24 protein-coding genes are annotated in these 26,229 nt (G+C 72.5%); 11 read left to right on the top strand and 13 right to left on the bottom strand.

Features of this window, described 5'->3' with window-relative positions; translation table 11 throughout:
- The first annotated feature begins 34 nt into the window (after positions 1–34).
- The gene (locus J2Y46_RS02445) at positions 35–1,789 is read left to right on the top strand and encodes a hypothetical protein (RefSeq protein ID WP_310239979.1); all 1,755 of its coding nucleotides are present in this window, start codon (positions 35–37) and stop codon (positions 1,787–1,789) included.
- Positions 1,790–1,819: 30 nt separating this feature from the next.
- Here J2Y46_RS02445 and J2Y46_RS02450 read toward each other — a convergent pair whose 3' ends face one another.
- The 4 genes from J2Y46_RS02450 to J2Y46_RS02465 all read right to left on the bottom strand — a co-directional run bounded on the left by J2Y46_RS02450 (position 1,820) and on the right by J2Y46_RS02465 (position 5,296).
- On the bottom strand, positions 1,820–2,746 hold the full coding sequence (locus J2Y46_RS02450) for a DnaJ domain-containing protein (RefSeq protein WP_084695545.1): 927 nt from the start codon (positions 2,744–2,746) through the stop codon (positions 1,820–1,822).
- Positions 2,747–2,813: 67 nt separating this feature from the next.
- Entirely contained in the window at positions 2,814–3,353 is a 540-nt protein-coding gene (locus J2Y46_RS02455; RefSeq protein WP_245619562.1) for a hypothetical protein, read from the bottom strand.
- Positions 3,350–4,195 (bottom strand): LssY C-terminal domain-containing protein, encoded by an 846-nt coding sequence (locus tag J2Y46_RS02460; RefSeq protein ID WP_245619563.1) that lies wholly within the window; start codon positions 4,193–4,195, stop codon positions 3,350–3,352. Before J2Y46_RS02460 ends, J2Y46_RS02455 begins: the two co-directional genes overlap by 4 nt.
- 27 nt (positions 4,196–4,222) lie before the next feature.
- Positions 4,223–5,296 (bottom strand): enoyl-CoA hydratase/isomerase family protein, encoded by a 1,074-nt coding sequence (locus tag J2Y46_RS02465; protein WP_045298482.1) that lies wholly within the window; start codon positions 5,294–5,296, stop codon positions 4,223–4,225.
- Between the two features lie 149 nt (positions 5,297–5,445).
- Between J2Y46_RS02465 and J2Y46_RS02470 the strand changes: the two genes are divergently transcribed.
- Positions 5,446–7,332, top strand: coding sequence for an ATP-binding cassette domain-containing protein (locus J2Y46_RS02470; RefSeq protein WP_310239984.1), 1,887 nt, complete (start codon positions 5,446–5,448; stop codon positions 7,330–7,332).
- Entirely contained in the window at positions 7,329–8,147 is an 819-nt protein-coding gene (locus J2Y46_RS02475; protein WP_045298484.1) for an ABC transporter permease subunit, read from the top strand. The genes J2Y46_RS02470 and J2Y46_RS02475 overlap by 4 nt, the downstream gene beginning before the upstream one ends.
- A 68-nt stretch (positions 8,148–8,215) precedes the next feature.
- Here J2Y46_RS02475 and J2Y46_RS02480 read toward each other — a convergent pair whose 3' ends face one another.
- Positions 8,216–8,680, bottom strand: coding sequence for a hypothetical protein (locus tag J2Y46_RS02480; protein ID WP_310239987.1), 465 nt, complete (start codon positions 8,678–8,680; stop codon positions 8,216–8,218).
- A gap of 112 nt (positions 8,681–8,792) precedes the next feature.
- Between J2Y46_RS02480 and cofG the strand changes: the two genes are divergently transcribed.
- From cofG to J2Y46_RS02505, 5 genes are all read left to right on the top strand, one after another.
- Positions 8,793–11,276, top strand: coding sequence for a 7,8-didemethyl-8-hydroxy-5-deazariboflavin synthase CofG (cofG, locus tag J2Y46_RS02485; protein WP_396653147.1), 2,484 nt, complete (start codon positions 8,793–8,795; stop codon positions 11,274–11,276).
- A complete protein-coding gene (locus J2Y46_RS02490) occupies positions 11,273–12,787 on the top strand; it encodes an NAD(P)/FAD-dependent oxidoreductase (RefSeq protein WP_310239991.1) in 1,515 nt (504 codons plus the stop codon). Before cofG ends, J2Y46_RS02490 begins: the two co-directional genes overlap by 4 nt.
- Positions 12,784–13,812: a glucose-6-phosphate dehydrogenase (coenzyme-F420) gene (gene fgd / locus J2Y46_RS02495; protein WP_310239992.1), complete on the top strand. Its 1,029-nt coding sequence runs from the start codon at positions 12,784–12,786 to the stop codon at positions 13,810–13,812. The genes J2Y46_RS02490 and fgd overlap by 4 nt, the downstream gene beginning before the upstream one ends.
- A complete protein-coding gene (cofC, locus tag J2Y46_RS02500) occupies positions 13,809–14,477 on the top strand; it encodes a 2-phospho-L-lactate guanylyltransferase (protein WP_310239994.1) in 669 nt (222 codons plus the stop codon). Before fgd ends, cofC begins: the two co-directional genes overlap by 4 nt.
- Positions 14,478–14,540: 63 nt before the next feature.
- Entirely contained in the window at positions 14,541–14,972 is a 432-nt protein-coding gene (locus tag J2Y46_RS02505; RefSeq protein WP_310239995.1) for a cupin domain-containing protein, read from the top strand.
- Between the two features lie 10 nt (positions 14,973–14,982).
- Here J2Y46_RS02505 and J2Y46_RS02510 read toward each other — a convergent pair whose 3' ends face one another.
- The 7 genes from J2Y46_RS02510 to J2Y46_RS02540 all read right to left on the bottom strand — a co-directional run bounded on the left by J2Y46_RS02510 (position 14,983) and on the right by J2Y46_RS02540 (position 20,432).
- The gene (locus tag J2Y46_RS02510; protein WP_045298495.1) at positions 14,983–15,726 is read right to left on the bottom strand and encodes a sulfite exporter TauE/SafE family protein; all 744 of its coding nucleotides are present in this window, start codon (positions 15,724–15,726) and stop codon (positions 14,983–14,985) included.
- 2 nt (positions 15,727–15,728) lie between these two features.
- The gene (cofD, locus tag J2Y46_RS02515; protein ID WP_310239997.1) at positions 15,729–16,712 is read right to left on the bottom strand and encodes a 2-phospho-L-lactate transferase; all 984 of its coding nucleotides are present in this window, start codon (positions 16,710–16,712) and stop codon (positions 15,729–15,731) included.
- 7 nt (positions 16,713–16,719) lie between these two features.
- Positions 16,720–17,568 carry a uroporphyrinogen-III synthase gene (locus J2Y46_RS02520; RefSeq protein WP_310239998.1) on the bottom strand — a complete coding sequence of 283 codons (849 nt, stop codon included), beginning with the start codon at positions 17,566–17,568 and terminating at the stop codon, positions 16,720–16,722.
- A 187-nt stretch (positions 17,569–17,755) separates the two neighbouring features.
- Positions 17,756–18,055 carry a hypothetical protein gene (locus tag J2Y46_RS02525; RefSeq protein ID WP_310240000.1) on the bottom strand — a complete coding sequence of 100 codons (300 nt, stop codon included), beginning with the start codon at positions 18,053–18,055 and terminating at the stop codon, positions 17,756–17,758.
- Positions 18,045–18,446 (bottom strand): phage holin family protein, encoded by a 402-nt coding sequence (locus J2Y46_RS02530; protein ID WP_045298738.1) that lies wholly within the window; start codon positions 18,444–18,446, stop codon positions 18,045–18,047. Before J2Y46_RS02530 ends, J2Y46_RS02525 begins: the two co-directional genes overlap by 11 nt.
- A gap of 4 nt (positions 18,447–18,450) precedes the next feature.
- Complete coding sequence (locus J2Y46_RS02535) at positions 18,451–18,840, bottom strand: hypothetical protein (RefSeq protein WP_045298503.1); 390 nt, start codon at positions 18,838–18,840, stop codon at positions 18,451–18,453.
- A gap of 98 nt (positions 18,841–18,938) precedes the next feature.
- Positions 18,939–20,432, bottom strand: a complete 1,494-nt coding sequence (locus J2Y46_RS02540; protein WP_396653143.1) for a protoporphyrinogen/coproporphyrinogen oxidase — start codon at positions 20,430–20,432, stop codon at positions 18,939–18,941.
- 53 nt (positions 20,433–20,485) lie between these two features.
- Between J2Y46_RS02540 and J2Y46_RS02545 the strand changes: the two genes are divergently transcribed.
- From J2Y46_RS02545 to J2Y46_RS02555, 3 genes are read left to right on the top strand one after another with little or no spacing between them, the layout of a single operon-like run.
- A complete protein-coding gene (locus tag J2Y46_RS02545) occupies positions 20,486–21,070 on the top strand; it encodes an HhH-GPD-type base excision DNA repair protein (RefSeq protein WP_045298506.1) in 585 nt (194 codons plus the stop codon).
- A gap of 15 nt (positions 21,071–21,085) precedes the next feature.
- Complete coding sequence (locus J2Y46_RS02550; protein ID WP_045298509.1) at positions 21,086–21,508, top strand: DUF1801 domain-containing protein; 423 nt, start codon at positions 21,086–21,088, stop codon at positions 21,506–21,508.
- A gap of 53 nt (positions 21,509–21,561) precedes the next feature.
- The gene (locus tag J2Y46_RS02555) at positions 21,562–24,543 is read left to right on the top strand and encodes an ATPase (RefSeq protein WP_310240006.1); all 2,982 of its coding nucleotides are present in this window, start codon (positions 21,562–21,564) and stop codon (positions 24,541–24,543) included.
- Between the two features lie 70 nt (positions 24,544–24,613).
- Here the strand turns inward: J2Y46_RS02555 and J2Y46_RS02560 are convergent, their stop codons facing one another.
- A complete protein-coding gene (locus J2Y46_RS02560) occupies positions 24,614–26,182 on the bottom strand; it encodes a DUF222 domain-containing protein (protein ID WP_310240008.1) in 1,569 nt (522 codons plus the stop codon).
- Positions 26,183–26,229 lie beyond the last annotated feature (47 nt).

Consider the following 26,229-nt stretch of genomic DNA (forward strand, 5'->3'; position numbering starts at 1 on the left):
TTCGGGGCGTCACAGGCTCGCAAGGAGGCGATCCATGGCCGTTGCCCTCGACGTGCGCGATTTCGGATTCCAGCCCGGCGTCACGGCCGATGCCGGTCCCTCACTGCGCAGCGCGCTGCAGGCCGCCCGAGGTGGCGCCCGGCTCGAACTCGTCGCCGCGGACTACCACGTGTGGCCCGAGACGTCCGTTCACCGGGAACTGTTCGTCTCCAACACCGTGGGGACCGATCCGCGGTTCGCGACGAAGTCCCTCGGGCTGGTGCTCGACGGCGTGGAGGACCTCGTGGTCACCGCCCCCGGCGCGCGGCTGGTCGTGCACGGGCGGCAGACGGCGCTCGCGGTGATCGACAGCCGGCGCGTGGTCGTCGACGGGCTGGAGATCGACTGGGCCGTCCCCACGGTCGTCGACGTGACGGTGGCGGAAGCGGGCGCGGGCGCCGACGGCGGATGGCGGCTGCTGACGGTCCCCGCCTGCACGCGGTTCCGCGTCGACGGGACCGACGTCGTCTGGCTCTCCGAACGGTCGCCGTCGACGGGCGAGCACTACTGGTCGGGCCGGAACGCCCTCGCGTACAGCCAGACCTGCGACCTGGCCACCGGACGTGTCCGGCGCGCCCGCTGCCCACTGTTCGACGACGTCGCGCGCATCGAGGTGATCGACGACCGCACGATGCGGGTGTCATACCTGACGTCTTCCGTGCCGGAGGATCGGGGGCTCGTGTATCAGCTCCGCGAGACGGATCGCGACCACCCCGGCATGCTCGTCCTCGACTCGGCGGAGGTCGCGATGCGCCGCATGCGCATCCGTTACCTGCACGGCTTCGGCATCGTCGCGCAGAACGGCAGGGACCTCACGCTCGATCGCGTCGTCTTCCGGCCTCCGGAGGGCACGGGACGGGTCACCGCCGGGTTCGCCGACTTCGTCCAGTGCTCGGGGATGCAGGGGCGGGTCGACATCCGCGACTGCGAGTTCGACGGGCCGCACGACGACGCGATCAACATCCACGGCACGTATCTCGCCGTGACCGACGCCGACGGGAACGCGATCGACCTCGCGTACATGCATGACGAGACCGCAGGTTTCCCGCCGTTCGCGCCCGGCGACGAGATCGAGCTCGTCGAGCGCCGCACGCTCCGGCCCGTGCACGCGACGACCGTCGCGGCGGCGACCGGTCCCACCGGACGCGACTCGGCGTCGCTCGCCGCGCCGATGCGGGCACGGCTGGTCGACGCGCTGCCCGCCGCCGTCCTCGCGCAGGCGCGGGCGGGCGAGCTGGCGGCCGAGAACACGACGCGGACGCCGGAGGTGACGATCGACGGATGCCGCTTCCGCCGCATCCCGACGCGCGCGATCCTCGTCACGACGCGACGGCCCGTGCGCATCCAAGGCTGCCGATTCGAGAGCATCGCGATGCCGTGCATCCAGATCGCCGCGGACGCGACCGGGTGGTGGGAATCCGGGCCCGTGAGGGACGTCCGTGTCGAAGGGAACACGTTCCGCGATGTGGTCTCAGGGGTGCTGGAGGTCGCACCCGGGGTCGCCTCCGACGCGCCGCCGGTCCACGACGCGGTGAGGTTCGAGCACAACGACGTCGAACTCGCCGAGGCGCTGCTCGCGGACATGCGCGGCCTGCGCTCGTTCGTCGCCCGCGACAACGCGGTGCGGTGGTCGACAGGTGCGACCGTGTCGCGCGAGGCGCCGGTGATCCGCGCAGCGGCCGCGGTGCACGTCGAGTGGCGCGCGGGCGGTGCGAGTTCGCTCCACCCGGTCGTGCGACGCCCCTCCTGAGTGACGCGGCCTCCCGGCTTCCCGCCGGGTCTACGCGAAGCGCACGGTCTGCTGCAGGCGCGTGCGGTAGTCGAACACCTCGTTGCCGCCGATGTCGCGCGCGCCGGTGATGCCGCGACGCAGCACCGTGGCCAGGGCGCTGCGCGAGACGACGGCGACGCGCACGCCGCGTACGCGGCCGATCTCGTCGATCGGGGTGAGCACGTCCTCGTCGGGGAGCACGACGATCGCGCCGCTGAAGCGCACGCCGGCGGCGCGTGAGATCACCCGCATGCGTGAGAGCAGCTCGGCGATCGGGGCGCCGGGCACGCCGTCGCCGACGAACTCGCCGCGGCGGATGCGCGCCGGGCCCCCGAAGTCCTCCGACAGCACCCCGTACAGACCGCTGGGGCCGAGCACGATGTGGTCGATCTTCGCGTCGGGGTCGGCGTCGCGCCCCGCGGCCGCCACGTCGTGCCACACCGTGTACCCCATGCCGAGGTCGGCGACGATGCGGGCCGTCGCCTCCTCGGCGAGCGCGTCGGCCAGCAGGCGTCGCAGCGCCACCGGGGCCGAGCGCACGAGCGCCGGGTCGTACGGATCATCGAGCGTGACGCCGCGGCCGGCCCACTCGCGGATCAGGGTGAGGTAGCGCTCACGGCGCCAGCCGCCGGGATGCCCGTAGGAGCGGGCGCGCGGACGGGTGTCGGTGCGCGCCGCGGGCGGTCGCCAGCCCGACCACTCGGGAGCCGCCGCCTCGCCGAAGCCGTGCCCGCGGTCGTACGCCGCGCGGGCCTGCGGCGTGCCGACGAGCTCCCACGCCCGCTGCACCTGGATGAACACCGCCGCGTCGCCGCCGGTGTCGGGGTGCGTCTGCCGCAGGCGCAGGCGATACGCCTTGCGGAGGGTCTCCTCATCGACCTCGGGGGCTACCGCGAGCACCTCGTAGGCCGACGCCGAGAGCGGACTGTCGAACACGTGCCCTCCCGCGGGACTGCGATGACGGATGCTGCGAGCCGCTGCCGGCGGCGGGACTCAGGTTACGTCACGCCGGGGTGTCCGGGCGCCGCTCGTTGCGGCGCGCGTAGGCGGCGGCGCTGCGGCTCGACAGGGCGAGCAGCAGCAGGATGTCGATGCTCAGTGAGAGGAACGTTCCCGCGATCTCGATCTCCTGCCCCTGCGCCCACCAGGCGGTGAACGACGTGCTGATCGACAGCACGGCGATGAACATGACGAACACACGCGCCCAGTTGACGCCCCGGAAGACGAAGAAGGCCAGCGCGAGGTCGATGAGGAGCACGGTCCCGCCCGTGCCGAGCACCAGCCAGAGCGCGGCCTGCCTGCCTTCCTGCGTCGGATCGAAGCCCTCGAGCACCGAGTCAGGATCGGAGAGGATCGCGTCCCATCCGGTCGCGATGCTGACGAGCACGACGATGCCGGCGAGCACCCGCAGCACGATGAGCAGGACGCCCGCGACCGTCGAGATCGGGCGCTTCATCTCCGGGTCGAAGCGCGGCGGCTTGAGCAGTCGCCCCGCCGGTTCGTACGCGGGCCGCTTGTGCGGCGCAGGCATCTCGGTGCTCACGCCGGAACCTCCCCCGTGCTCTCGGCGCTCGGCTCGACCGCGCGCACGTCCACGATGGGGAGGTCTCCGTCGGTGCGGATGCTGTCACCGCCGCCGTTTCGGGCGTGATAGCCGGTGGCGAAGTCGGGGATGACGTCCACCGTGACGCGGGAATCGGCATCCGTCACCGTCTGGACGATGTGGTCGCGCTCGACGTCGGTGTCGGCGTCGATGCGGTGGGTGACCTGCAGCGTGAACAGCGACAGCCCGACGCTCGTGTCGAACGTGCCGGCGGCGAGCCAGTCGACGCGGCGGCCGCCGGGCAGCAGCCAGTCGTCGGGGCAGCGCCAGAAGCGCACGTGGTGGCGCTGGGCGGGATTCCCGTCGACCTCCTGCTGGTAGGCGAAGTCCTGCTGGCGCCCGAACAGGAAGAGCGGGCTCACCGGCGCCTCGTCGTAGCTGCGGCGCGTGAGCGTCGATGTGATGATGCGCCATGACGAGCCGAGGGTCACCGGGGCGGCCTCGGTCCAGCCGGCGGCCTCGAGGGATGTGCGGATCTGGTCACCGGTGCCGTGGAAGGCGAGGTTCACGGGGTCGCCGAGCAGTCCGTCACTGGTCCGGGTGCGGCCGATGAAGTAGTCCGGCACGTAGATCGTGGTGAGGATGCGGTGCAGCCGCGGCAGCACCAGATACGCGAGCAGCACCCAGAACACGAGGAAGAACGGGATGCCCCACCACCCCACGTGGAACGTCTCGGTGAGGCTCAGATACGCGAGCCAGAGTGCCGCGAGCCCGGCGAAGACGAAGAAGAACCAGTCGATCGCGACGCCGATCGAGTAACTCCTCCGGTGCCGGGTGCTCACGATCCCTCCTCGTCGTCGAAGCCGGCGTCAGCCCCAGAGCGGCACGCCTGGCCGGTGCGCGAGGGCGGTCTCGGCGACGTCGCCCTGCAGGTCGGCCAGGGTCGCCGGCTGCCAGTTCGGCGTGCGGTCCTTGTCGATCACCTGCGCCCTGATGCCCTCCGGGAGGTCGGGCTGAGTCGTCGCGAACCACATCACCAGACCGTATTCCTGGTCGAGCGCGTCCCTGAGCCCAGGAAGCTCCCGGGCACGGCGGATCGCGGTGAGCGTCACGGCCAGACCGGTCGGTGACAGTTCGCCGAGCAGATCGGCGGTGGCGGATGCCTCGGGCTCGGGGCGCGCCCGCAGCCTCTCGACGATCTCGGCGACCGTGTCGGCCGCGAACGCGTCGTCGATCCACTCCCGCGCTCCGATGAGCTTCGAGGGCGCCGGCGTCTCGTCGAACAGCAGGACGAGCTCGGTCGGGCTGGAGGGGTCGGCCCGCGTCTCCAGCGCATCGCGGACCGCGTCGAGGTTCTCGTGGGGCACGTAGTGGTCGGCGAATCCGGCGTAGATCGCGTCCGAGGCATCCATCACCGCGCCGGTCAGCCCGAGATACTCGCCCAGGCGGCCCGGCGCGTGGGCGAGTAGCCACGTGCCGCCGACGTCGGGGGTGAAGCCGATGCGGGTCTCGGGCATCGCCAGCTGCGAACGCTCGGTCACGATGCGGATCGCGGCGTGGCCGGCGACGCCGATGCCGCCACCCATCGTGATGCCGTCGGCGAAGGCGACGAAGGGCTTCGGGTACTCTGCGATGCGCGCGTTGATCGCGTACTCAGCGCGGAAGAACACTCCCGCGTCCTCTGCGCGGCCGCTCGTCACCTGCTCGGCGAGCCCGCGCACGTCGCCTCCGGCGCACAGTCCGCGCTCGCCCGCGCCGTCCAGCAGCACCACGTCGACCTCGGTGTCCTGCTCCCATGAATCGAGGGCCGCGTGCAGCTGCTCGACCATCCCGAGGTTGAGCGCGTTGATCGCGCGCGGCCGGTTGAGGGTGAGGCGCCCGAGCCCTCCGCTCGTGCTGACGAGGACGGTGGGCTCCGCGGCGGCTTCGGCGAGGTCGGTCACGAGCGCAACGTTACCGGCAGGGCGAACTTCTCCCACGCTGACACCGGATTTCCGCCAGGATGGGACGGAGTTCTGCTGTGAGTCCGCAATGGAGCGGCCCCGTACATTGCCCCGCGGAGTGTCGCCCACGACCTACGAGAGGGTTCGGCATGCCCGAAGGCCAGTCGCTGGAGTTCTCAGGTGTCACCAAGCGCTTCGGCGCGGTCACGGCGGTCGCAGGGCTCACAGCTCGGGTCGAACCCGGCGTGGTCACCGGATTCCTCGGTCCGAACGGCGCGGGAAAGACCACGACCCTGCGGATCCTGCTCGGATTGGTCACGGCGACGGACGGCCACGCCACGATCGGCGGCAAGCGCTACGCCGAGCTCGACGAGCCGCTGCGGACCGTCGGCGCGGTGCTCGAGGCATCCAGCTTCCATCCCGGCCGCACCGCCACCGCGCACCTCACGATCTACGCCCACGCCGCCGGCATCGCCACGTCGCGGGTCGGCGAGGTGCTCGACCTCGTGGGGCTGACCGACGCCGCGAACCGCAAGGTCGGCGGGTACTCGCTGGGCATGCGCCAGCGCCTCGGCCTCGCGTATGCGCTGCTCGGCGACCCGGGGGTTCTGGTGCTCGACGAGCCGGCGAACGGACTGGACCCCGAGGGTATCCGCTGGATGCGCGGGTTCCTCCGCCAGCTCGCGAGCGAAGGCCGGACCGTGCTCGTCTCGTCGCACCTGCTCGCCGAGGTGCAGCAGACCGTCGACGCGCTGCTGATCATCTCGCGCGGACGCCTGGTGTTCCAGGGCGGAGTCGACGAGCTCACCGATCCGCGCGAGTACGCCACCGTCGTCGACGCTCCCGACCGGGCCGCGCTGGGCGCCGCGCTGAAGACCGCCGGTGTGCCGTTCGAGGTGCTGCGCTCCGGGCTCACCGTGCGCGGCTTCGACCCCGTCGCTGTCGGCGCGGCGGCCGCCGCGGGGGGTGTGGCGCTGTCGTCGCTGCAGCGCCGCGGACCCGCGCTCGAAGAGGTGTTCCTCGATCTCGTGAACGGCACGCGCGTGCATCCGAGCGCGGCCGGGATTGCTGCGGGATCGGATGCTGCGCCCCCGGCACCTCCCGTGGAGACGGTGTCCGAATCCGACGAGGCGGCCGAGTCGGCGCTCACCGCGGCCGCGCTGGACGCCGAAGCGACCAGCGCTCCCGGTGCCGCGACAGCCCTCGCCGCCGCGGCCGGCGCCGCCTGGGCAACCGATGCCCGCGAGCGCGAAGAGCCCCGCGAGCCCGTCGCCCCGGCGCCCGTCGCCTACGCGGTCGCGAGCACCGGCGTGATCGACATCGTGCCGTCCGCGGCTCCCGAGGAGGGGGACCCCGACGTCGAGGCCATCGGCCAGGCCGACGAAGAGCTCTCGGCTGAGCCCGAGGCGGCGCCGACGTCCGCGGAAGAGGCCGCGGCGGAGGCAGCACCGGAGCCCGAGCCCGAACCCGAACCGGAGCCCAAGGCCGAACCCGAGCCCGAACCCGAACCCGAGCCCAAGGCCGAACTCGAGCCCGAACCCGAGCCCAGGGCCGAGGCCGAGGCCGAGGCCGAGCCCGAGGCCGAGCCGTGGCCCACCGATCCGTGGGCCCCCGAGGACGCGAACCCCGACGTCGAGGCCATCGGCGAGATCGACGACGAGCTCTCGACCCCCGAGCCGCCCGACGCCGACGACGACCGCCCGTGGGAGCACTACGTCAAGACCGACTCCGACATCGAGGCCGACGCGTTCTTCGCCGCCTTCGACCACACCGCCCGCACACGAGAGTCGGACGTCGAACCCGAACCCGAACCCGAACCCGAACCCGAACCCGAGCCCGAGCCCGAGCCCGAGCCCGAGCCCGAGGCGTGGGTCCCGCCCGAGGCCGAGGCGTTCGAGGACGCCGTCGCCCACATCCCGCCCGCTGACGCCGAACCCCCGCACGAGCCGGGCGACGAGGCATCCACACCCCCCGAAGCGGCCCCCGCCGCGGATCCGGCCACCACGCCCACCGACGAGGAAGGGGGCGACCGATGAGCCTCACCGCCGCAACCCGCGCCGAGAGCACGAAGCTGTTCTCCACGAGCATCTGGTGGATCCTCGCGATCGTCCTGTTCGCGTACGTCGCGTTCACCGCTGCTGCCCTCGGCTTCGTCTACGCGGCGGCGGCGACCGGGTCGCTCCCGGGCAACGCGCCGCCGCTGCCCGAAGAGGGTCTCGCCGCGACGCTCTACAGCACCGCGACGACCGTCGGGTACGTCTTCCCGCTGCTGGTGGGCACGCTCATGGTGACGGCGGAGTTCCGCCACAAGACTCTCACCCCCACGTTCCTCGCGACGCCGCGCCGCGGCCGCGTGCTCGTCGCCAAGCTCGCTGTCGGCGTGCTCATCGGCGTCGTGCTCGGCGTGATCGGCATCGTCGCGGCGGTCGGCACGTCGGCGGCGTTCCTCGCGGGCTTCGGTCTCGAGACCGACATCACCTCGCCCGGCACCTGGGCGATGCTCGGACGGATGCTGCTCGCCTACGTCCTCTGGACGCTCATCGGCGTGGGCGTCGGCGCGCTCGTGCGCAATCAGGTGGGCGCGATCGTGGGCGTCCTCGTCTTCACGCAGTTCATCGAGCCGATCGGGCGCACGGCGGCCGCGTTCGTGGAGGGGCTGTCGGACATCACGCGCTTTCTGCCGGGGGCGGCGAGCGATGCGCTGGTCGGTGCGAGCGTCTACGCGGCGACGATCCCGCAGGGTTCGGCCGATCCGCTCGAGTGGTGGGTGGGCGGGCTCGTCCTGCTCGGCTACGCGATCGTGTTCGTCGTGCTCGGCCACCTGGTGAGCTGGCGTCGCGACGTCAGCTGAGGCTCTCCCGCCGCCGCCGGTCGTCGAGCGAGCCTGCGGGTCGAAGCGCAGAGTCGAACCGCGAAGGGTCAGACGGCGGGGGCCGTCGCCGGCGTCTTGCGTCCCCGCGGCTTGCGCTCGGGGACGACGGGGATCGTGCCGGTCTCGGCGGCGATGTCGACGACGTCGGTCGGCTCGGCGGCGACCTCGACGCGCAGCGCCTGCACGAGGGCGAGACCGTGGCGAGTGGTCAGGATGATTCTCTGGTACTCCGGGTGGCCGTCGAGGTCGATCACGACGCTGGGCCGGTGACGGCGGATGATCGCGAAATCGTCGCCGCCTGCCGAGCGCCAGGTGCCCATCGCGACGATGCCGCGCACGTGAGTGCCGGGGCTCGGGATGCCGCGCAGCCACGTCCACGCGTCGTCCGTGAGCTGCACCTTGGTGATGGTGGAGCGCTCGATGACGACATTCCCCTTGCGGAATGACAGGGCGCGCTCGGACACCGACAGCACGACCTCGAGCTGCGTCGAGTCGAGCAGCAGCGTCACCATGTGCCCAGTCTGCCAGCGTGGGCGCTCGGAACCGGGCTGATTTGCTTACGGGAGGGCAACGATCCAGCGCCCCGGGGTCCGCAGGCGGTGCAAGACTGGATCGGTGACCGTCGTGTCCCCCTCCGTCACCGCGTCCCCCGCAGCGGCCTCGCCCGTCGCCGTCGACGCCGCGCTCGCGCGCGCCGCGGCCGGCGAACGTCTCGACGCGGCTGACGCCGAGACGCTGCTCGGCGGGACGGGCGAGCGGTTCGAGCGCCTGCTGGAGATCGCCGGGGAGGTTCGCGACGCCGGGCTGGCAGCATCCGGTCGCACCGGTGTGATCACGTACTCGCGCAAGGTGTTCGTGCCTCTCACGACCCTGTGCCGCGACCGCTGCCATTACTGCGTCTTCGTCGACACCCCCGGGCAGCTCCTCAAGAAGCACAAGCCGGCGTACATGTCGCCCGAGCAGGTGCTGGCCGTCGTCCGTCAGGGCAAGGCGATGGGCTGCAAAGAGGTGCTGCTGACCCTCGGCGACCGTCCGGAAGACCGCTGGCCCGAGGCGCGGGCGTGGCTCGACGACCACGGGTTCGCCTCGACGATCGAGTACGTCGCGCACATCGCGCGCCTGGTGACCGCCGAGACGGGTCTGCTCGCCCACGCCAACCCGGGAGTGATGAGCGCGGAAGAGCTGCGGATGCTGCGGCCCACGGCGCCGTCGATGGGCATGATGCTCGAGACGACCTCGCGTCGCCTCTTCGAAGAGCCCGGGCAGGTGCACTTCGGCTCTCCCGACAAGGACCCGGCCGTGCGGCTCGAGGTGATCGACGCCGCCGGGCACGAGCGCGTGCCGTTCACCACCGGCATCCTCGTCGGGATCGGCGAGACCGCCCGCGACCGCGCCGACTCGCTGGTCGCGATCCGCGAGGCCCACGAACGTCACCGGGTCGACGGACAGGGCCACGTGCAGGAGGTCATCGTCCAGAATTTCCGTGCGAAGCCCCGCACCGCGATGCAGGGTGCACCCGACGCGGAGCTGCTCGAGTACGTCGCGGCGGTGGCCGTGGCCAGGCTCGTGATGGGGCCTCGGATGCGCATCCAGGTGCCCCCGAACCTCTCGGACGCCACCGAGTTCGGGCTGCTGGTGCGGGCCGGCGCCGACGATTGGGGTGGCGTCTCGCCGCTCACCGCCGACCATGTCAACCCCGAGCGCCCCTGGCCGCACCTCGCCGACCTCGCCCGGATGACGGCGGAGCTCGGCTTCGAGCTGCGCGAGCGCCTGACGGCACAGCCCGAGTTCGTGCTCGGCGCGGGGACGTGGATCGACCCCGCGCTGCGCCCCGCGGTCGCGGCGCTCGCGGACGCCGAGACCGGGCTCGCTGCCTCCGCCCCGATCCCCGCTGCTCCGCAGTCATTCTCGGCGGATCCCGCCCCGGGTGACCCGCACAAGTCGACTGCGGAACAGGAGAGGGGTGTGCCCGGAGACGCTGCTCCGGGGGCGGGTGCGGGGGACGGAGTCCGGACGGTCCGCCGCCTGGCCGAGGCCGCGGCGGCCGACCCGCTCGCGCTCGACGATGGCGAGTGGATCGCCCTCCTCGAGGCGACCGGCGACGACCTCGACGTGCTCGCGGCGACCGCCGACGACGTCCGCCGCTACACGGTGGGCGAAGCCGTCACCCTCGTGGTGAACCGCAACCTCACCTCCACCGGGCTCCGCGCGGCCGCGAGCGACGACCCCGCCGCCTTCACCCTCGACGACGTCGGTGCGATCGCGGCGGACGCGTGGGATCTCGGCGCCACCGAGCTCTGCGTGCAGGGGCTGCTCCCCGCCTCGGAAGACCCCTCGGGCTACCTCGACATCGCGCGCGCGGTGAAAGCCGGGGCCCCCGGCATCCATCTCCACGCCTATCGTCCTCAGGACGTGCGCGACCTCGCCGACCGCTCCGGCCTCACTCTCGACGCAGCCCTCGTCGCGATGCGCGAGGCGGGCGTCGACACCGTGCCGGGCACGGGCGTCAAGGTGCTGAGCGAGCGGGTGCGGGGGCTCGTCGCGCCGACCGACCTCGAGATCGACCGCTGGGTCGAGGGCATCACCGCCGCGCACCGCGCCGGATTGCGCTCGACGAGCGTCATCTTCTACGGCCATGCCGAGACCGCCGCGGAGCGCGTCGCGCACCTGCGGCAGCTCCGGGCGATACAGGACGCTTCGACGAGCTCAGCGACCGGGGGTGGATTCAGCGAGTTCGTGCCGATCCCGCTGCCCGGCCCCGCCGGGGGCGTCCCCCTGGTCTCCGGCCGCGCGGCGCTCGACGAGCACCGGGCCATGGTGGCCGTGTCGCGGCTGCTGCTGTCGGGCAGCATCCCGCACATCCAGATCCCGTGGACGCGCGTGGGGCGCGAGGCATCCGTCACGCTGCTGCAGTCCGGCGGCGACGACCTCGGCGGCACGCTGCTCGATGGCCGTGTGAAGCCCGAGGCGGGCATCGAGCACGGCCTCGAACTGCCGGTGACGGATGCCTCGGCGATGGTCGCGCGCCTGTTCCGGCCGTTCCGCCTGCGCACCACGACCTACGGCGCCGCACTGGGCCTGCCGAAGTCTCAGGTGGGCCCGCGGTGACCCGCGTCGAGGTCGCGATCGTCGGTGCCGGGTTCGCCGGCATCGGCGTGGCGTCGGCGCTGCGACGGGCGGGCCGTGACGACTTCGTCGTGCTGGAGCGGGCGGCATCCGTCGGCGGCACGTGGCGCGACAACACCTACCCGGGCATCGCGTGCGATGTGCCCTCCCACCTCTACGGCTTCGCGGCGCACCCGAACCCGGCGTGGTCGGGCACGTACGCGAAGGGCGCCGAGATCCACGCGTACCTCGAGCACGTCGTCGACGCCGGGGGCCTGCGCGACCGGGTTCTCCTGCGCACCCCGATGCGCGGGGCCGCGTGGGATGCCGAGCGCGAGGTGTGGCGGCTGGCGACTGCACCTGCCGGGCCCTCGCCCCAGAGCCCCGGGCGGCAGGCCGCAGCCTCGGGCGAGATCGTCGCCGACGTGCTCGTGCTCGCGTGCGGACGCCTCACCGAGCCTGCGATCCCCCGGATCGCCGGGCTCGAGCACTTCCCCGGGCCGCTGTTCCACTCCGCCCGCTGGGATCACTCGGCGGATCTCGCGGGAGCTCGCGTCGGTGTCGTCGGCACCGGCGCCAGCGCCGTGCAGATCGTCCCCGAGCTCGCGCGCGCGGCGGCGCACGTCACGCTCTTCCAGCGCACGCCCGCGTGGATCGTGCCTCGCGGCGGCGACGCGTACTCCGACGCCGACCGCGCCCGGTTCGCCGCGACCCCGCAGGCGCTGGAGACGCTGCGGGCCGAGCTCTACGCCGAGGGCGAGGCGCGCTTCGCGTCGCGCTCGGGCGACTCCGCCGCCGCGGCCGAGGCCGAGGCCGTGGCGCGCGCTCACCTCGAGCAGCAGGTCGCCGACCCCGCGCTGCGCGCCGCGCTCACCCCCGACTACGCCTTCGGCTGCAAGCGCGTGCTGCTCTCGGACGACTTCTACCCCGCCGTCGCGTCCGACGCCGTCTCGCTCGTGACCTCGGCACTCGCCGCGGTCGACGGCTCCACGCTCGTCGCCTCCGACGGCACCCGCCACGACGTCGACGCACTCGTCCTCGCGACCGGCTTCGCCTCGACCCGCCAGCCCTACGCCGAACTCGTCAGCGGCGAAGGCGGCGCGACGCTGGCCGGGCACTGGTCCGACGGGATGACGGCCTTCGCATCGACCGTCGTCGCGGGCTTTCCGAACCTCTTCGTGCTCAACGGCCCGAACGCCTCTCTCGGCCACTCGTCGTCCGTGCTCATGATCGAGGAGCAGGCGGCGTACGTCACGCGGGTCCTCGACGGCCGCGGCGGCCGCGTTCTGCGCGTCGACCCCGAGGCCGAGCGCACCTACACCGACGAGATCGCGCGGGCCGCGGCATCCACCCGCTGGATGACCGGCGGATGCCGCAACTGGTACGTCGACGAGCGCTCGGGCCGGCTCGCGCTGCTGTGGCCGGGCACCGTCGACGCGTTCCGGGAGCGCCTCGCCCGTGCCGACGGCTCCGAGTTCCTCCCCGAACCCGTCATCGAAGGGATACCCGCATGACCCTCCCCAGCAATCAAGCACCGCCCCTGCGCTTCGGCTACAAGGCCTCCGCCGAGCAGTTCGGTCCGGCCGAGCTGCTCGACTACGCGATCCAGGCGGAGGAGGCCGGGTTCGACTCGGTTTTCATCTCGGATCACCTGCAGCCGTGGCTGCACGACGGCGGCCACGCCCCGGCGTCCGTTCCGTGGCTCGGCGCCCTCGGCGCGAAGACGTCGAGGGTGCTCATCGGCACCTCCGTGCTGACGCCCACGTTCCGCTACAACCCGACGGTCGTCGCGCAGGACTTCGCGACGCTCGGCGTGATGTACCCGGGGCGCGTGATCCTCGGCGTCGGCACGGGCGAGGCGCTCAACGAGGCGAACCTCGGCATCACGTGGCCCGATCCGCCGGAGCGGTTCCAGCGACTCAAGGAGGCCATCGGCCTCATCCGGCGCCTCTGGTCGGAGGACCGCGTCAACTTCGACGGCACGTACTACACGGCCCGCAACATCACCATCTACGACAAGCTCCCCGAGCCCGTGCCGATCTACATCGGCGCCGCCGGCCCGGCCGCGACCCGCCTCGCGGGGCGCATCGCCGACGGCTTCATCACCACCTCGGGCAAGAAGCGCGAGCTCTACACCGACACCCTGCTTCCCGCGCTGCACGAAGGGCTCGAGAAGGCGGGCCGCCCGGCCGACGCGATCGACACGCTGATGGAGATCAAGGTGTCGCTCGACGAGACCATCGAGGCCGCGAAGGAGAAGACCCGCTTCTGGGCGCCGCTCGCGCTCACGCCCGAGGAGAAGATGGGCATCGACGACCCGATCGAGATGCAGCGGCTCGGCGAGGCGCTGCCGATCGAGCGCGCCGCGTCGCGGTTCATCGTGTCGGACGACCCCGACGAGCACGTCGAGCGCATCGGCTGGTACATCGGTCTCGGTTTCCGCCATCTCGTCTTCCACGACCCCGGCCACGACCAGGGCGCCTTCCTGCGGATGTACGGCGAAGAGATCCTCCCGCGCCTGCGCGCGAAGTACGCGTGACCCCGCTGTTCGGCCGGCGCAAGCGTGCCGTGGAACCGGCCGTACCGACGCACCGCTGGGTCGTCGTGGTGCCGGTCAAGCCGTCGGCGCGCGCGAAGACGCGGCTCGACGTGGACGGCGTCGGCCGCGTTGACCTCGCCCGCGCCATCGCGCTCGACACCCTCACCGCGGCGACCGCGTGCGAGCTCGTCGCTCAGGTCGTGGTGGTGACCGACGACGCCGCGCTCGCGCGCGAGGCGGCGATGATCCCCGCGCTGCGCTTCGTCCCCGAGGGCGACGCGCGCGGGCTCGACGCCGCGGTGGCGACCGGCGTGTCGGCGATCGATCCGAACGCACGGATGCCGCGCGCCGCCCTCCTGGGCGACCTTCCGGCGCTCCGACCCGCCGACCTCGCCGACGCACTGCGGGCCGCAGCATCCGTCCCCCGCGGCGTCGTGCCCGACGCGGAGGGCACGGGCTCGACCCTGGTGACCGCGAACGCGGGCGCGGAGTGGGCGTCGTCGTTCGGCGACGGCTCTTTCGCCCGGCACGTCGCGCTGGGGTGCACCGCGCTTCCGATTCCGGATGCCTCGACTCTGCGCCGCGACGTCGACACCGCCGACCAGCTCGACGCCGCGCGCATGCTGGGTCTGGGCCCGCGCACGGCGGCCCTTCTCCCGGGCTGAGACCGCGGCATCCGTCCCCTCGGGCACCGCGGCGCCCGAGGGGACCACAGATAGCTTGGCGGGATGAGCGACTACCAGGTTCTGGAGATGGGCGGGCTCGACGAGTGGCGGGCGCACTATGGCGGGTTCACGCCCGACCGCTCTCGCGACGGGCGCCGCGTCGTCGACCACGACATGACGATGCAGTACATCGGCATGACCGCGAACGCGTTCGAACCGGGTGAGCAGGCGGGCTACTGGCACTCGCACGCGCGTGTCGAGGAGCTGTACGTCTTCCTCGCCGGACGGGGGCAGATGGGCCTCGATGACGACATCGTCGACGTCGTCCCGGGCACCGTCGTGCGGGTGGGGCAGGGCGTGTGGCGCACGTGGCGGGCGACGCCCGACAGCCCCGAGCAGCTGCGGTGGCTGTGCATCCGCGCCGGCGGCACCGAGCTCCCGCACCTCCCCGACGACAGCACGCGCGACAACGACCGTCCCTCCCCCTGGGGATGAGCGCGTCGGGTCAGACGATCAGCAGGTAGACCGCGCCGACGATCGTGAAGGCGATCACGAGCTTCTCGAAGACGGACTGCGGCATGCGATCGGCGAGCCACCGGCCGAGGAACGCTGCGGCGACCACGAGCGGCACGAGCACGAGGTCGATGAGGATCCCCGGCACCGTGATGATGCCGATGCCGATCGAGAAGGGCACCTTGAACAGGTTCACGATCGCGAAGAACCATGCGGCCGTGCCGAGGAACGCCTTCACCTCGAACCGAGCGGCGAGGAAGTACATCGACATCACGGGTCCGGCGGCGTTCGCGACCATCGTGGTGAAGCCGCCGAGCGTGCCGTAGGTCGCCGCGGCGACGCGGTGCGAGCCCCCCGTCTCGACTCCCGAGGCGAACCGACGACGCAGCAGTGTGATGGCGATCACCGCCAGCAGGATCACGCCGATCGACTTCTTCACCCACACGTCGTCCGCGAACCACAGGAAGACGACGCCCAGCAGCACGCCCACCACGACCGCGGGTGCGAGCTTGATCAGGGTGCGCCAGTCCGCGTGGCGGCGGTACATGGTCACGGCGAAGATGTCCGCGACGATCAGCAGCAGAAGCAGGACGCCGGTCGACTGCTTCGCCGGGAGCACAGCCGCGAAGATCGCGACGGCGATCGTGCCCGCGCCGGGCACGGCGGTCTTCGACAGACCCACGACGACCGCTCCGATGCCGAGCAGGGCCCACGCCCACCACGCGAGTTCGGGCACGCTCACACTCCGGCGGCGGCGAGGGCCGCCTCGCCGAGCGCGGTCTGGCGCGCAGCATCCGTCATCCAGAGTGGGCGGACGAGCGGACGGATGCCGAGCCCGGCGACCTCGTGGGCGACGGCCTCGTCCTCTTCGGCGAGGAGCCACGCGTCGAGCAGCCCGCCGTTCCCGCGGGCTCCGTACAGACCCGCGACGGCCGTCGCGGAGGTCTCGACGCCGATCGCGGTGAGGCACACGTCGGCCATGCCGCGCACGACCTTGCCGCCGATGATCGGCGAGACGCCGACGACGGGGGCCCGCGTCGCACGCAGCGCCTCGCGCACGCCCGGCACGGCGAGGATCGGGCCGATCGACACCACCGGGTTCGAGGGGGCCAGCAGCACGACGTCGGCGGCCGCGATCGCCTCCGCGACGCCGGGGGCGGCGGCGGCCGCCTCGATGCCGGGGTTCTCGAACCGCTCGGGGGCGAGCGTCGCGCGGTGGCGGGTCCACCACTCCTGGAAATGCAGGCGCGCACCGTCGTCGAGCACCACGACGGTGTCGACCTCGCTGTCGGTCATCGGCAGCAGGCGCGCGCCGAGGTCCCAGCGGTGCGACATGCGCTCGAGCACGTCGGTGGGTGTGAGTCCTTCGCGCAGCCAGCCGGTGCGGGCGAGGTGCGTGCCGAGGTCGAGGTCGCCGAGGGTGAACCAGGGCCAGCCGGCACCCCACTCCTGCAGTTCGTGGTTGACGCGTTCCGTGTCGCCCTGCCGGCCCCAGCCGCGCTCGGCGTCGTTGACACCGGCGAGGGCGTAGGTGATCGAGTCCACGTCGGGCTGCAGCCGCACGCCGGAGAGCCAGATGTCGTCGCCGGTGTTGACCACGACCGTCAGCGCGGCGGCGGTGTCATGGATTCCGCGGGCCCGCAGCGCGCCTCGAACGCCGAGGACGAAGCGGGAGCCGCCGACTCCGCCCGCGAGCACGACGATGCGGGGCGTGCCGGTCACAGGCGCGTCAGTTCCGGGTGTCGATGCCGCCGAGACGCGGGATCATGCCGGTCTTCGGGGCGAACTCGTCGGCCGCGTGAGGGAGCGAGAACTTGCCGACGGCGTCGATGAGGGCATCGACGGTCTGCGCGTCGGCCACGACGTCCACGTCGAGGCCCGCGCGGCGCGCGTCCTTGGCGGTGCGAGGACCGATCGCGGCGATCAGCGTGGTGTCGGGGATCTCGGGGAACTGCTCGTGCACCTGCTGCGCGACCGAGCCGCTGGTGACGAGGATCGCGTTGATGCGGCCCGAGTGGACGTCCTCGGCGATGCGCTCGGTCACGGGAACGCCGACCGTGCGATAGGCGACGACGCTGCGGACGCGGTGCCCGGCCTCGGTGAGCATGCGGGTGAGGACCGGCTTCGCGATCTCGCTGCGGAGCGTGAGGATGTCGCGGGCCTCGGGCTCGAGGGCGATGAGCTGCTCCGCCATGCCGGCCGCGGAGTTGTCGCGCTCGGGGACGAGGTCGACGCGGTAGCCGACGGCCAGGAGCGCGGCAGCGGTCGTCTCACCCACGGCGGCGACCTTTGTGGTCGCCGGGACGACCGCGCGGTAGGCGTAGAGGACATCGACCGTCGTCGCGCTCGTGACCGTGAGCCACTCGAACTTGCCGGCGGCGAGGTCGGCGAGCGCCTGGTCGAGTGACGCCTGGTCGTTGGTGGGAGCGAAGTTGATGAGCGGGGCGATCACGGGGATCGCGCCTTGACGGCGGAGTGTCGCTGCAACGCCGTCGCCCCAGGGGCCGCCGCGGGGCACGAGAACGCGCCAGCCGGTCAGGGGTTTGACGGACTGGTGCTGTGCTGCGGCGGTGTTCATACGGGGGTCGACTCTCGATGATGCTCAGTCGGCCGCCCAGGAAAGATCGAGGCAGCCGATGCGCGATTCGAATCGGGTTCGCGCGATCGGCAGCTAACGCATCATTGCACTGCCTTGCCTCCCGAGCATACCCCCGATCGCGCGAGGCGTTGCCTCGGCGCTGTGGAGAGCGGGAATGCAGCCGGGATCAGCGCGTATAGAGACGGACGAAGCCCCAGACAGCCGCTCCGATCGCGGCGGCGCCCGCGATGACGACCACGGCAGCGAGTGCGGGGTTGCGGCGATGGAACGCGCGGGCCTGCTCGATCCGCTCGTCGAGGGCGCGTTCGACCCGGCGCGGGACGTTCGCCTTCTGCTCGATGGCGGCGAGCGCCGCCTTGAGCTCGGTCCTCGCCTGCTCGACGGGATCACCGATCCCGAGGGGCACAGCGGTGCGAGGCAGGGCGACGGAGTTCTTCGACAGCGGCACGGGGGCGTCAGAGCTCATCGCGCACCTCCTTCACGTCCAGGGCGATCGATTGGACCGGGTTGCGGCGCTCGCCGATCCGGCGGAAGTAGAGGACGCCGATGAACGCGAACACGGCGGTGATGATCAGCATCGCGAAGAACACGACGAGCGCCGACAGCCAGACGGGCCACCACGACGACAGCCCGGCGATCACGAACGTGCCGAGCACCGGGACCGACCAGAACAGCACGAACAGGGCAGCGAAGACCCACAGGGCTCCCCACCCGCCGTCTTTCGCGGTCTTGGCGAGCCAGGCCTTCGCGGCGTCGATCTCCGCGATGACGAGGTTGCGGACGAGCTCCGGGATCTCACCCAGCAGCGTGAGCAGGCTGTCGTCCGCGCGGTCGCGGAAGCCGCGGGGGGTCGTCATCACGTCAAGCCCCGCCGCGACCGTTCTCGGAAGCGTCCTCGACGGCGTCCTCGACGGCGTCCTTCACGGCCTTCGCCGAGCTCTGAGCCGCCTTGCCGACGTCGTCGGCCGAGTCCTTGCCGACCTTGATGGCCGCGTCCAGCTTCTGCCCGGGGGTGCCCTTCGAGCCGGCGGCCTGCGTGACCTTCACCGCCGACTCCCACAGCGTCGACGGCAACGCCATCGCCTGGGACTTGGCGAAGTCCTTCACCTTGCCGACCTGGCTCTGCACGGGCTCGGCGTTCCACACCTTCAGCCATTGCGTCTTGATCTGCTCGTAGCGCTCGCGACCCGCGCGTGTACCGAGCACGTACCCGATCGCGAGTCCGATGACCAGTCCTGCCTTGCCCCTCATGAGGTCTCCTCACGCTCGGTGTGACCTGACGACCCTCCCAGGGTAGTCCTGTATGCCGATTCCGGCATCCACCCTTGACAGGGGCACCGGTGGAGGGTTCACTCTGCCGCCTCGGCACCCCACAGGACCTGGTGGCGAAGGCTGTCGGCCTCCTCCTGGGCGTCGGCGACGACCTGCGCGAGGCCGCTTCCCGACAGCCACGCGCCGACGGCGGCGAGCCCCGGTGCGCGGCTGATCGCGACCCGGGCGGCGTCGGTGCGCTCACGCCGGCCGAGGGTCGACGCCGGCGGCACGAGGGTGTACGCGTCGCGACGCGCGCCGGCGATCCGGCCCTCGTCGAGCTGCACGCCGAGGAGGACGGATGCCTCGGCCACCGCCATCACCGCCGCGTCGGCGTCGGACAGCCCCTCGGTCGCCGGAGCGATCCCGGGGGCGCCGAAAGCGACGCGCAGGACGTGGCGTCCGGCGCCCGCCTCCCGCGCCAGCCACTCCCACCGTGCGGTCTCGTGGACGAGCCCGGTCGCGCGCGAGCCGCCGGGAACGGCGTGGACATGGGCGCCGCGCGGCGCGGCATCGAGCTCGGGGGCGTCCACCACGAGCGTCACGACGTCGCGGGCGACGCCTGCGGCGGCGACGTCGGCGAACGCGGGGGTGCCGAGCGCGGCGGCCAGGAGCGCGCGCGCCGTGGGCTCGTCGGTCGCGACGATGACGGCGTCGGCGTGGAGCCGGTCCGGGGCGGCGGCCGCACCCTCGGGCGCGATCGTCGCGAGCTCGACCGTCCATCGTCCGTCGTCGCGGACGAGACCCGTCGCCAGCGCTCCGGTGTGGATCGCGACCTCGCGCTCGGCGAGCCTCTCGGCGAGCGCGGTGGCGAGCTGCGGCATCCCGCCGTCCAGTCCCTCGATCGAGGCGCTCGGGGCATCGACGCGCACGTCGGCGACCGCCCCTCCGAGCCACCCGGTGCGGGTGAGCGCGTTGCTGAGTCCTGGGGCGGCGATCTCGACGTCGACGTCGACGGGGTCGAGGCCGAAGCGGTCGATGGTGAGCGGTGCCACCAGGCGGTCCAGCACCTTGTCGCCCATCCGGCCGTGCACGAGGCGACCGAGGCTGCGCTGGGCACCAATCGTGAGCGGCGGGCGGAGGCGGTCGACGTACGCGCGCCACGTGCCGTCCCAGCCGATGATCCGGCGCACGCTCTCGTCCCACGGGTTGGCAGGGATTCCCAGCACCTGCTCGGTGGGCAGCGGCGCCGCGGCGCCCTTGGGCAGGCCCGCGATCCACTCGCGGTCGTCGCGCGGGCGCACGATCGCGGCATCCGTCAGCACTTCGTCGACGAGCGCCCGCACCGTGCCGCCGCGGGTCGACCAGCAGGTCACGCCGGTCTCGAGCTCGAGCCCCGCGATGCGGGCGGACCCGATGGTGCCGCCGAGGCGATCGGATGCCTCCACCAGCGTCACGGCCATGCCGACCTTGGCGCACTCCCAGGCGGCGACGAGCCCGGCGATGCCGCCGCCGACCACGACGACACGCGTGTCGCGGGCATGGTCGACGAGTTCCTGGAACGGCTCCGTGGGGACGGTCACGCCACCCATCCTCCCATCCGCGAACTGTGCCGGCGGGGGCGGGCGGTGGGAGACTGGGCCGCATGACGCTCCACATCACGGGCGACGACGCCGCCGACCGCCTGCTCACCGACGACCCGCTCGCCCTGCTGATCGGCATGCTGCTCGACCAGCAGGTCGCGATGGAGACGGCATTCGCCGGACCGCTCAAGATCTCGGAGCGGGCGGGGACGCTGGATGCCGCGGCGATCGCGAGCTTCGACCCCGAGGCGTTCACGGAACTCTTCAAGGCGACGCCGGCTGTCCACCGCTTCCCGGGCTCGATGGCCGCCCGCGTGCAGGCGCTCTGCGCGGCGGTCGAGCAGGACTGGGGCGGCGACGCGTCGGCGATCTGGACCCGCCCGGCCGCGGAGCACGCCGAAGCACCGGACGGGCCGACCGTGCTGAAGCGGCTGAAGGCCCTGCCGGGCTTCGGCGAGCAGAAGGCGAAGATCTTCCTGGCCCTCCTGGGCAAGCAGTACGGCTTCACGGGTGCCGGCTGGCGCGAGACGGCCGGCTCGTACGGCGACGAGGGGTCGTTCCGCAGCGTCGCCGACATCGTCTCGCCGGAGTCGCTGACGAAGGTGCGCGAGCACAAGCGCGCGATGAAGGCCGCGGCCAAGGGCTGACAGGAGGGGCGGGCGATGAAGAAGACCGGAGGGGACGTCAACGAGTTCGTCGCCGCCGTGCGCCCCGCGAAGCGGCAGCGCGATGCCGTCCGGATGATCGATCTTCTGCGCGATGTCACCGGTCGCGAGCCGGAACTGTGGGGCACCATCATCGGCTTCGGCTCGTGCCACTACCGCTCGGCGGCCGGCAGCGAGGGCGACGCCCCGATCGCGGCGTTCTCGCCGCGGCGCGAATCCACGACGGTGTACACGCTGCGCACCGCCGCGCACGGCGAGCGGCTCGCGAACCTGGGGCCGCACGAGACCGGCGTCAGCTGCCTGTACATCAAGGACCTCGACGCGGTCGATGCCGGCGTGCTCCGCGAGATCGTCGCCGAGGACTACCGCCGCGTGCTCGCCGGCGAGACCGGCGACACGACCTACACCGTCACGGATTGACCGCCCGACCGGCCTCCCCGGCTGGCCGGGTCGCGAGTCCTAAGGTGGACGACGTGCGGCTGAGGTTCTTCGGAGGACTCGCGGCGGAGGCGGACGGCGCTCCGCTCGAGATCCGCGGCCGCGGCCAGGAGGCCCTGCTCTTCCGCCTCGCGCTCGACGCCGGAACGACGGTCGCGTACCGCTCGCTCGCCGAGGACGTCTGGCCCGACGACCTCCCCGAAGACCCCCGCGCGTCGCTGCAATCCCTCGCGTCGCGTCTGCGACGCGCTCTGCCCGCGGGGACGCTCGAGGCGATGCCCGGCGGGTACCGGCTCGCGATCGCCCGCGACGAGGTGGACCTCGCGCAGTTCCAGGACCTCGTGGCCCGTGCCCGGCGCGCGACCGATCCCGCTGCGGCGGCGGGTGACGCGCGCGCGGCGCTGGACCTCTGGCGCGGCGACCCCTGGACTCCGGGCGAAGGCTTCGACTGGGTCGTGCGCGACCTCCTCGAGGACCGCGCCCACGCCGCGCGCATCCTTGCGGCGCTGGGGACCGAGGCCTCGGAACCGGTCCGCACGCCCCCGGCCCTGAGCGCCGATGCCTCGGTGCCTGCGGCGCTGACTCCGCTGATCGGGCGACAGCGCGAACTCGAACTGATCGGGGAGCAGCTCCGCGACGAGCGGCTCGTGACCCTCATCGGCCCCGGCGGCGCGGGCAAGACCACGCTGGCCTTCGAGACCGCGCGGCGCGCCCCCGGCGCGATCGTGGTCGAGCTCGCGCCGGCGGCGCCGGGCGAGGTGTGGGCGGCCGTCGCGGGAGCGGTGGGGCGCAGCATCCGTGTCGGCGAACTGGTCTCGACCTCCGCGCGCGATCGCGTCGCGGAAGCCCTGGCCGGACGCACCCTGCTCGTGGTGCTGGACAACTGCGAGCACGTGTCGGCGGAAGCCGCGGCAGTCGCGCTCGACGTGCTGCGCGGCGCTCCGGGGTCGCGGATCCTCGCCACCAGCCGCGAGCCGCTCGGACTCGCAGGCGAGGCGTTCGTCGACCTCGGCCCGCTTCCTGACCGCGATGCCCGCGAACTGTTCTCGCGCCGCGTCCGAGCCGCGCGCGGCTCTGCGCCGGCGCCCGACGAGGGAGCCGCCGTCGAGCGGATCGTGACGCGCCTGGACGGCCTGCCGCTGGCCCTCGAGCTCGCCGCGGCGAAGTCCCGCACGCTCACGATCGCCGAGATCGACAGCGGTCTCGACGACCGCTTCGCGCTGCTGGCGACCGGGCCGAAGGCGATCGAGGCGCGGCACCAGACGCTCCGGGCGCTGATCGACTGGAGCTGGGAGACGCTGACGGATGCCGAGCGCACCGCACTGCGGGCCGCCGCGGTGTTCCCCGACGGGGTCGACGTGCGCGACGTGCCGGTGATCGGCGACGCATTCGACGTGGATGCCGACGCCTTCGACGGGCTCGTCGACAAGTCGCTGCTGCGGCGGTCGGACGGGCGGCTGCGGATGCTCGAGACCGTCCGCGAGTACGGCATCGATCGCCTTCGGACTGAGGGACGCGAGGCCGAGTTCCGCGCGGTGCAGGCGCGGGCGATGACGAGGCTGGCTGCTCGCGAGGATGCGCGGCTGCGCGGACCCGAGGTGCGCGAGGCCCTCGCCTGGTTCGACGCCGACGACGAGAACCTCAGCGCTGCGCTGCGCTGCTGCGCCGAACAGGCCGGGCTGGAGGACGTGGGCGTGCGCCTCGTGCGCGCGTGCCTGTGGACCTGGCTGATGCGCGAGCGCTTCGAAGAGCTGCAGTCCGGCGTGACGCGGTTCGGCGACGCCGCCGCGAGCCTCGACTCGGAAGCGGCCGTGGTGGTGCGCGCGATCGCCCTTCTCGGCACCGCGTTCGCGCGAGACCTCGACGGCGCGGCCGATGATTCTGCACGGCGCGATCCGCTGGGGGCAGCGCCCGAGGCCGCCGGCGCTCCCGCGAGAGGGAGCACCGATGCACGGCCGGGCGAGCCGACGGCGGGAGGGCTGGCCCGTTTCGAGCGTGAGGTGCCGCCCGTGATCGAGGCCGCCGCCGTGCACCGCAGCGAGATCTCGGCAGCCGTCGCGCCGCTGTTGCGCGCGATCCTCGCCGCCGCGCAGAACCACCGTCCGGGCGCGCCGTGGTCGAGGAACGTCGTCATCGGCGACGAAGGGCTCGAGGACGCCCCCGCGTGGACCCGCGCCCTGATCAGCATGCTTCGATCGGCGATCGCACAGAACGGCGGCGACAACCAGACCCTCGGCGTCGAGAGCGAGAAGGCGGTGTCGATGTTCCGCGAGCTCGGCGACGTCTGGGGCACCGCGTTCGCGAGCCAGATGCGATCCGAGTGGCTCCAGCTGGCCGGCCGCCTCGACGAGGCGCTCGCCGTCGCCGACGCCTCGTCGGCCGGCCTCCTCGGCCTCACGTCGGTGACCGATCTGGTACAGCAGCGGTCGCAGAGCATCGGCCTGCTGCTGCGGCTCGGCCGGCTCGACGAGGCACGGGCGCGATTGCATGAATCGAAGGAGCTCGCGCGGGCGGAGGACTCGCCACGCGCGATCGCGCAGACCGACATGGACGCCGCCGCCATCGAGATCGCCGTGGGCGACGGGGCTGCGGCGCTGCGGCACCTCGACGCCGTCGCGGCCGAGATGCTGCCCTCGTACCCGGATCAGCTGATCGCGTGGTCGCGGTCCCGCCGCGCGCAGGCTCTGCTCCTGGAAGGGCGGGCCGATGAGGCGCGCGCCGCGCTCGCCGAGGCGCTCCCGGCTGCCGCCCGCAGCGGCGACCACCCGATCGTGGCGGACGTCGCGGTCTCGATCGCCGGCTGGCTCGCGACGATGGGACGGGATGCCGAGGCCCGGCGCGCCCTCGCCGCGGCCGCGCGGCTGCGCGGCGGGGCCGACGCCTCGGACCCGTTCCTGCGCGTGATGCGCGAGCGGCTCGGGAGCGACGTGCTGCTGCCGGATGCCGCCGCGCCTTCGTCCCGGGCGGTTCCGGACGGCGACGACGACGTCGCCGCTCTCGCATCGCTTCTCGCCTGATCCCGGCCTCGCTCGCGTCGCCGAACAGGGGTCGATGAGAGCCTGCTCCACTTTGCTCCTGCGCCAGCCGTCAGAACGGAGCGTCGCCGTCGTAGGGCGTGGCGAGGAATCTTGCGAACACCGATGATGGTACGAATTGCACGGTGGACAGCGGTTTGTCGACGTAGCGGCGCTGGGTGGGGCTGGTCCATTCGAGGACTCCGTTGCCGAGTTGCCGGACGCGCCACACGGTGGCGTGTTTGAGGGTATGGTGCCCTCGACAGACGTGGGCGAGATTGTCGTCACTGGTCTCCCCGCCCAGCGCGCGGTCGATGGTGTGGTCGATGTCGGATCGTTTCGGCCGGTGCGGGCATCCGAGGAATCGGCAGCGCTCATCCCGTGCGCGGAGGAACCGTTTGAGGGCCGCGTCTGCTCTGTATCTGTCGACCGCCATCGGGAGGCCGCTGTGCGGGTGGTACATCACGCGGTCCCAGCCGGGTGCGCCGGCGGCGAGTTCGCGAGCGATCTCGGCGTCGATCGGGCCGTAGCCGGCGAGGAGGGCGGGCTCGTTGCTCTTGCGCGCCGCGGTGAGCACCGGGATCGTGATCTGCACTTCGGCACGGATCGACGCGAGCATGTCGCCCTCGCCGTGACCGGTAGGCGTTCCGGTGAGGATCATGTCGGCGAAGATGTCGGCGCGGAGTTCGTCCAAGGATCGCTCATCCTGCTGCGGACCGGTGGTGACGGCGGGTGAATCCGGCGAGGTGCCGGTCGGGTCGTCGCCGAGCGCGGGCTCCGCGCGGGTGCTGTCGTTCGGTCCTGACCGATCGACGACAACGGTCGCGTCGAACGCAATGAGGACCTTCGGTGCGTCCACAGCGTCGGCGCCATCCGTCACGGCCGGATCGGCGGCGCCGCGCCCGTCCCACGGTGTCACCCTGGATTGAGTCGCGATGATCGCCGCCGCTTCGGCTGTCGCTTCCGTTTCTTTTGCAGCGGCGCGTTCGGCGTCACGCTCAGTCTCGGCCATCTGGGTGAGCCGATCGAAGATCGCGTGCGCGAGCACCGCGGGCAAGTCGGCGAGCAGTCGCGCCATACCGTCGTTCAGGTCGATCACCCGGATCCGCCGTTGCCCGGCGGCACGGCGCCGGAGTTCTTCGGCCAGGTCGGGGTCGATCCGGCCCGCGACCACCCGCGCGATCGCCCGGAGTCGGTGCGGGGTCTCGAACTCGGCTGCCTCGAGCACGATGCGTTCGTACTGCTCCCGCATCACCGGATCGCCGATCACCGCCCCGGCGTCGACGACCGCCGACGCGTGCGCGAAGTCGATGCGCCCCTCGGTCAGCGCCGCGAACGTCGCGGCGAACGATTCGCGGAGCGTGCTGGCCGCCGACATCCGCGCCTGCACGGCGCGATCGCTCAGCCGCATCGCTGCGCCGAGCTCGGCGGAGATCTCCCGCAATGGCAGATCGTGCGGACTCTTGCGACCCGCCGCCCGTCGGGACTGCTCCCGGGCGTGGACGATATCGGCAGCATCCGTGAGCAGCCGCACCTCCGCCGCCTGCAACCGCGCGATCTGCGCCCGCGTCGACTGGACTTCGGCGACCACACGATCGAGCGCACTCCAGGTGGCGTCGTCACTGTCGACTCGCTGGCCCATGATGCTCCCGCTGCACAGCACCCAGACGGGTGCGACGGAAGACCGAA

The organism is Microbacterium sp. BE35 (assembly GCF_031457705.1).
In the GTDB taxonomy this organism is placed as follows: domain Bacteria; phylum Actinomycetota; class Actinomycetes; order Actinomycetales; family Microbacteriaceae; genus Microbacterium; species Microbacterium trichothecenolyticum.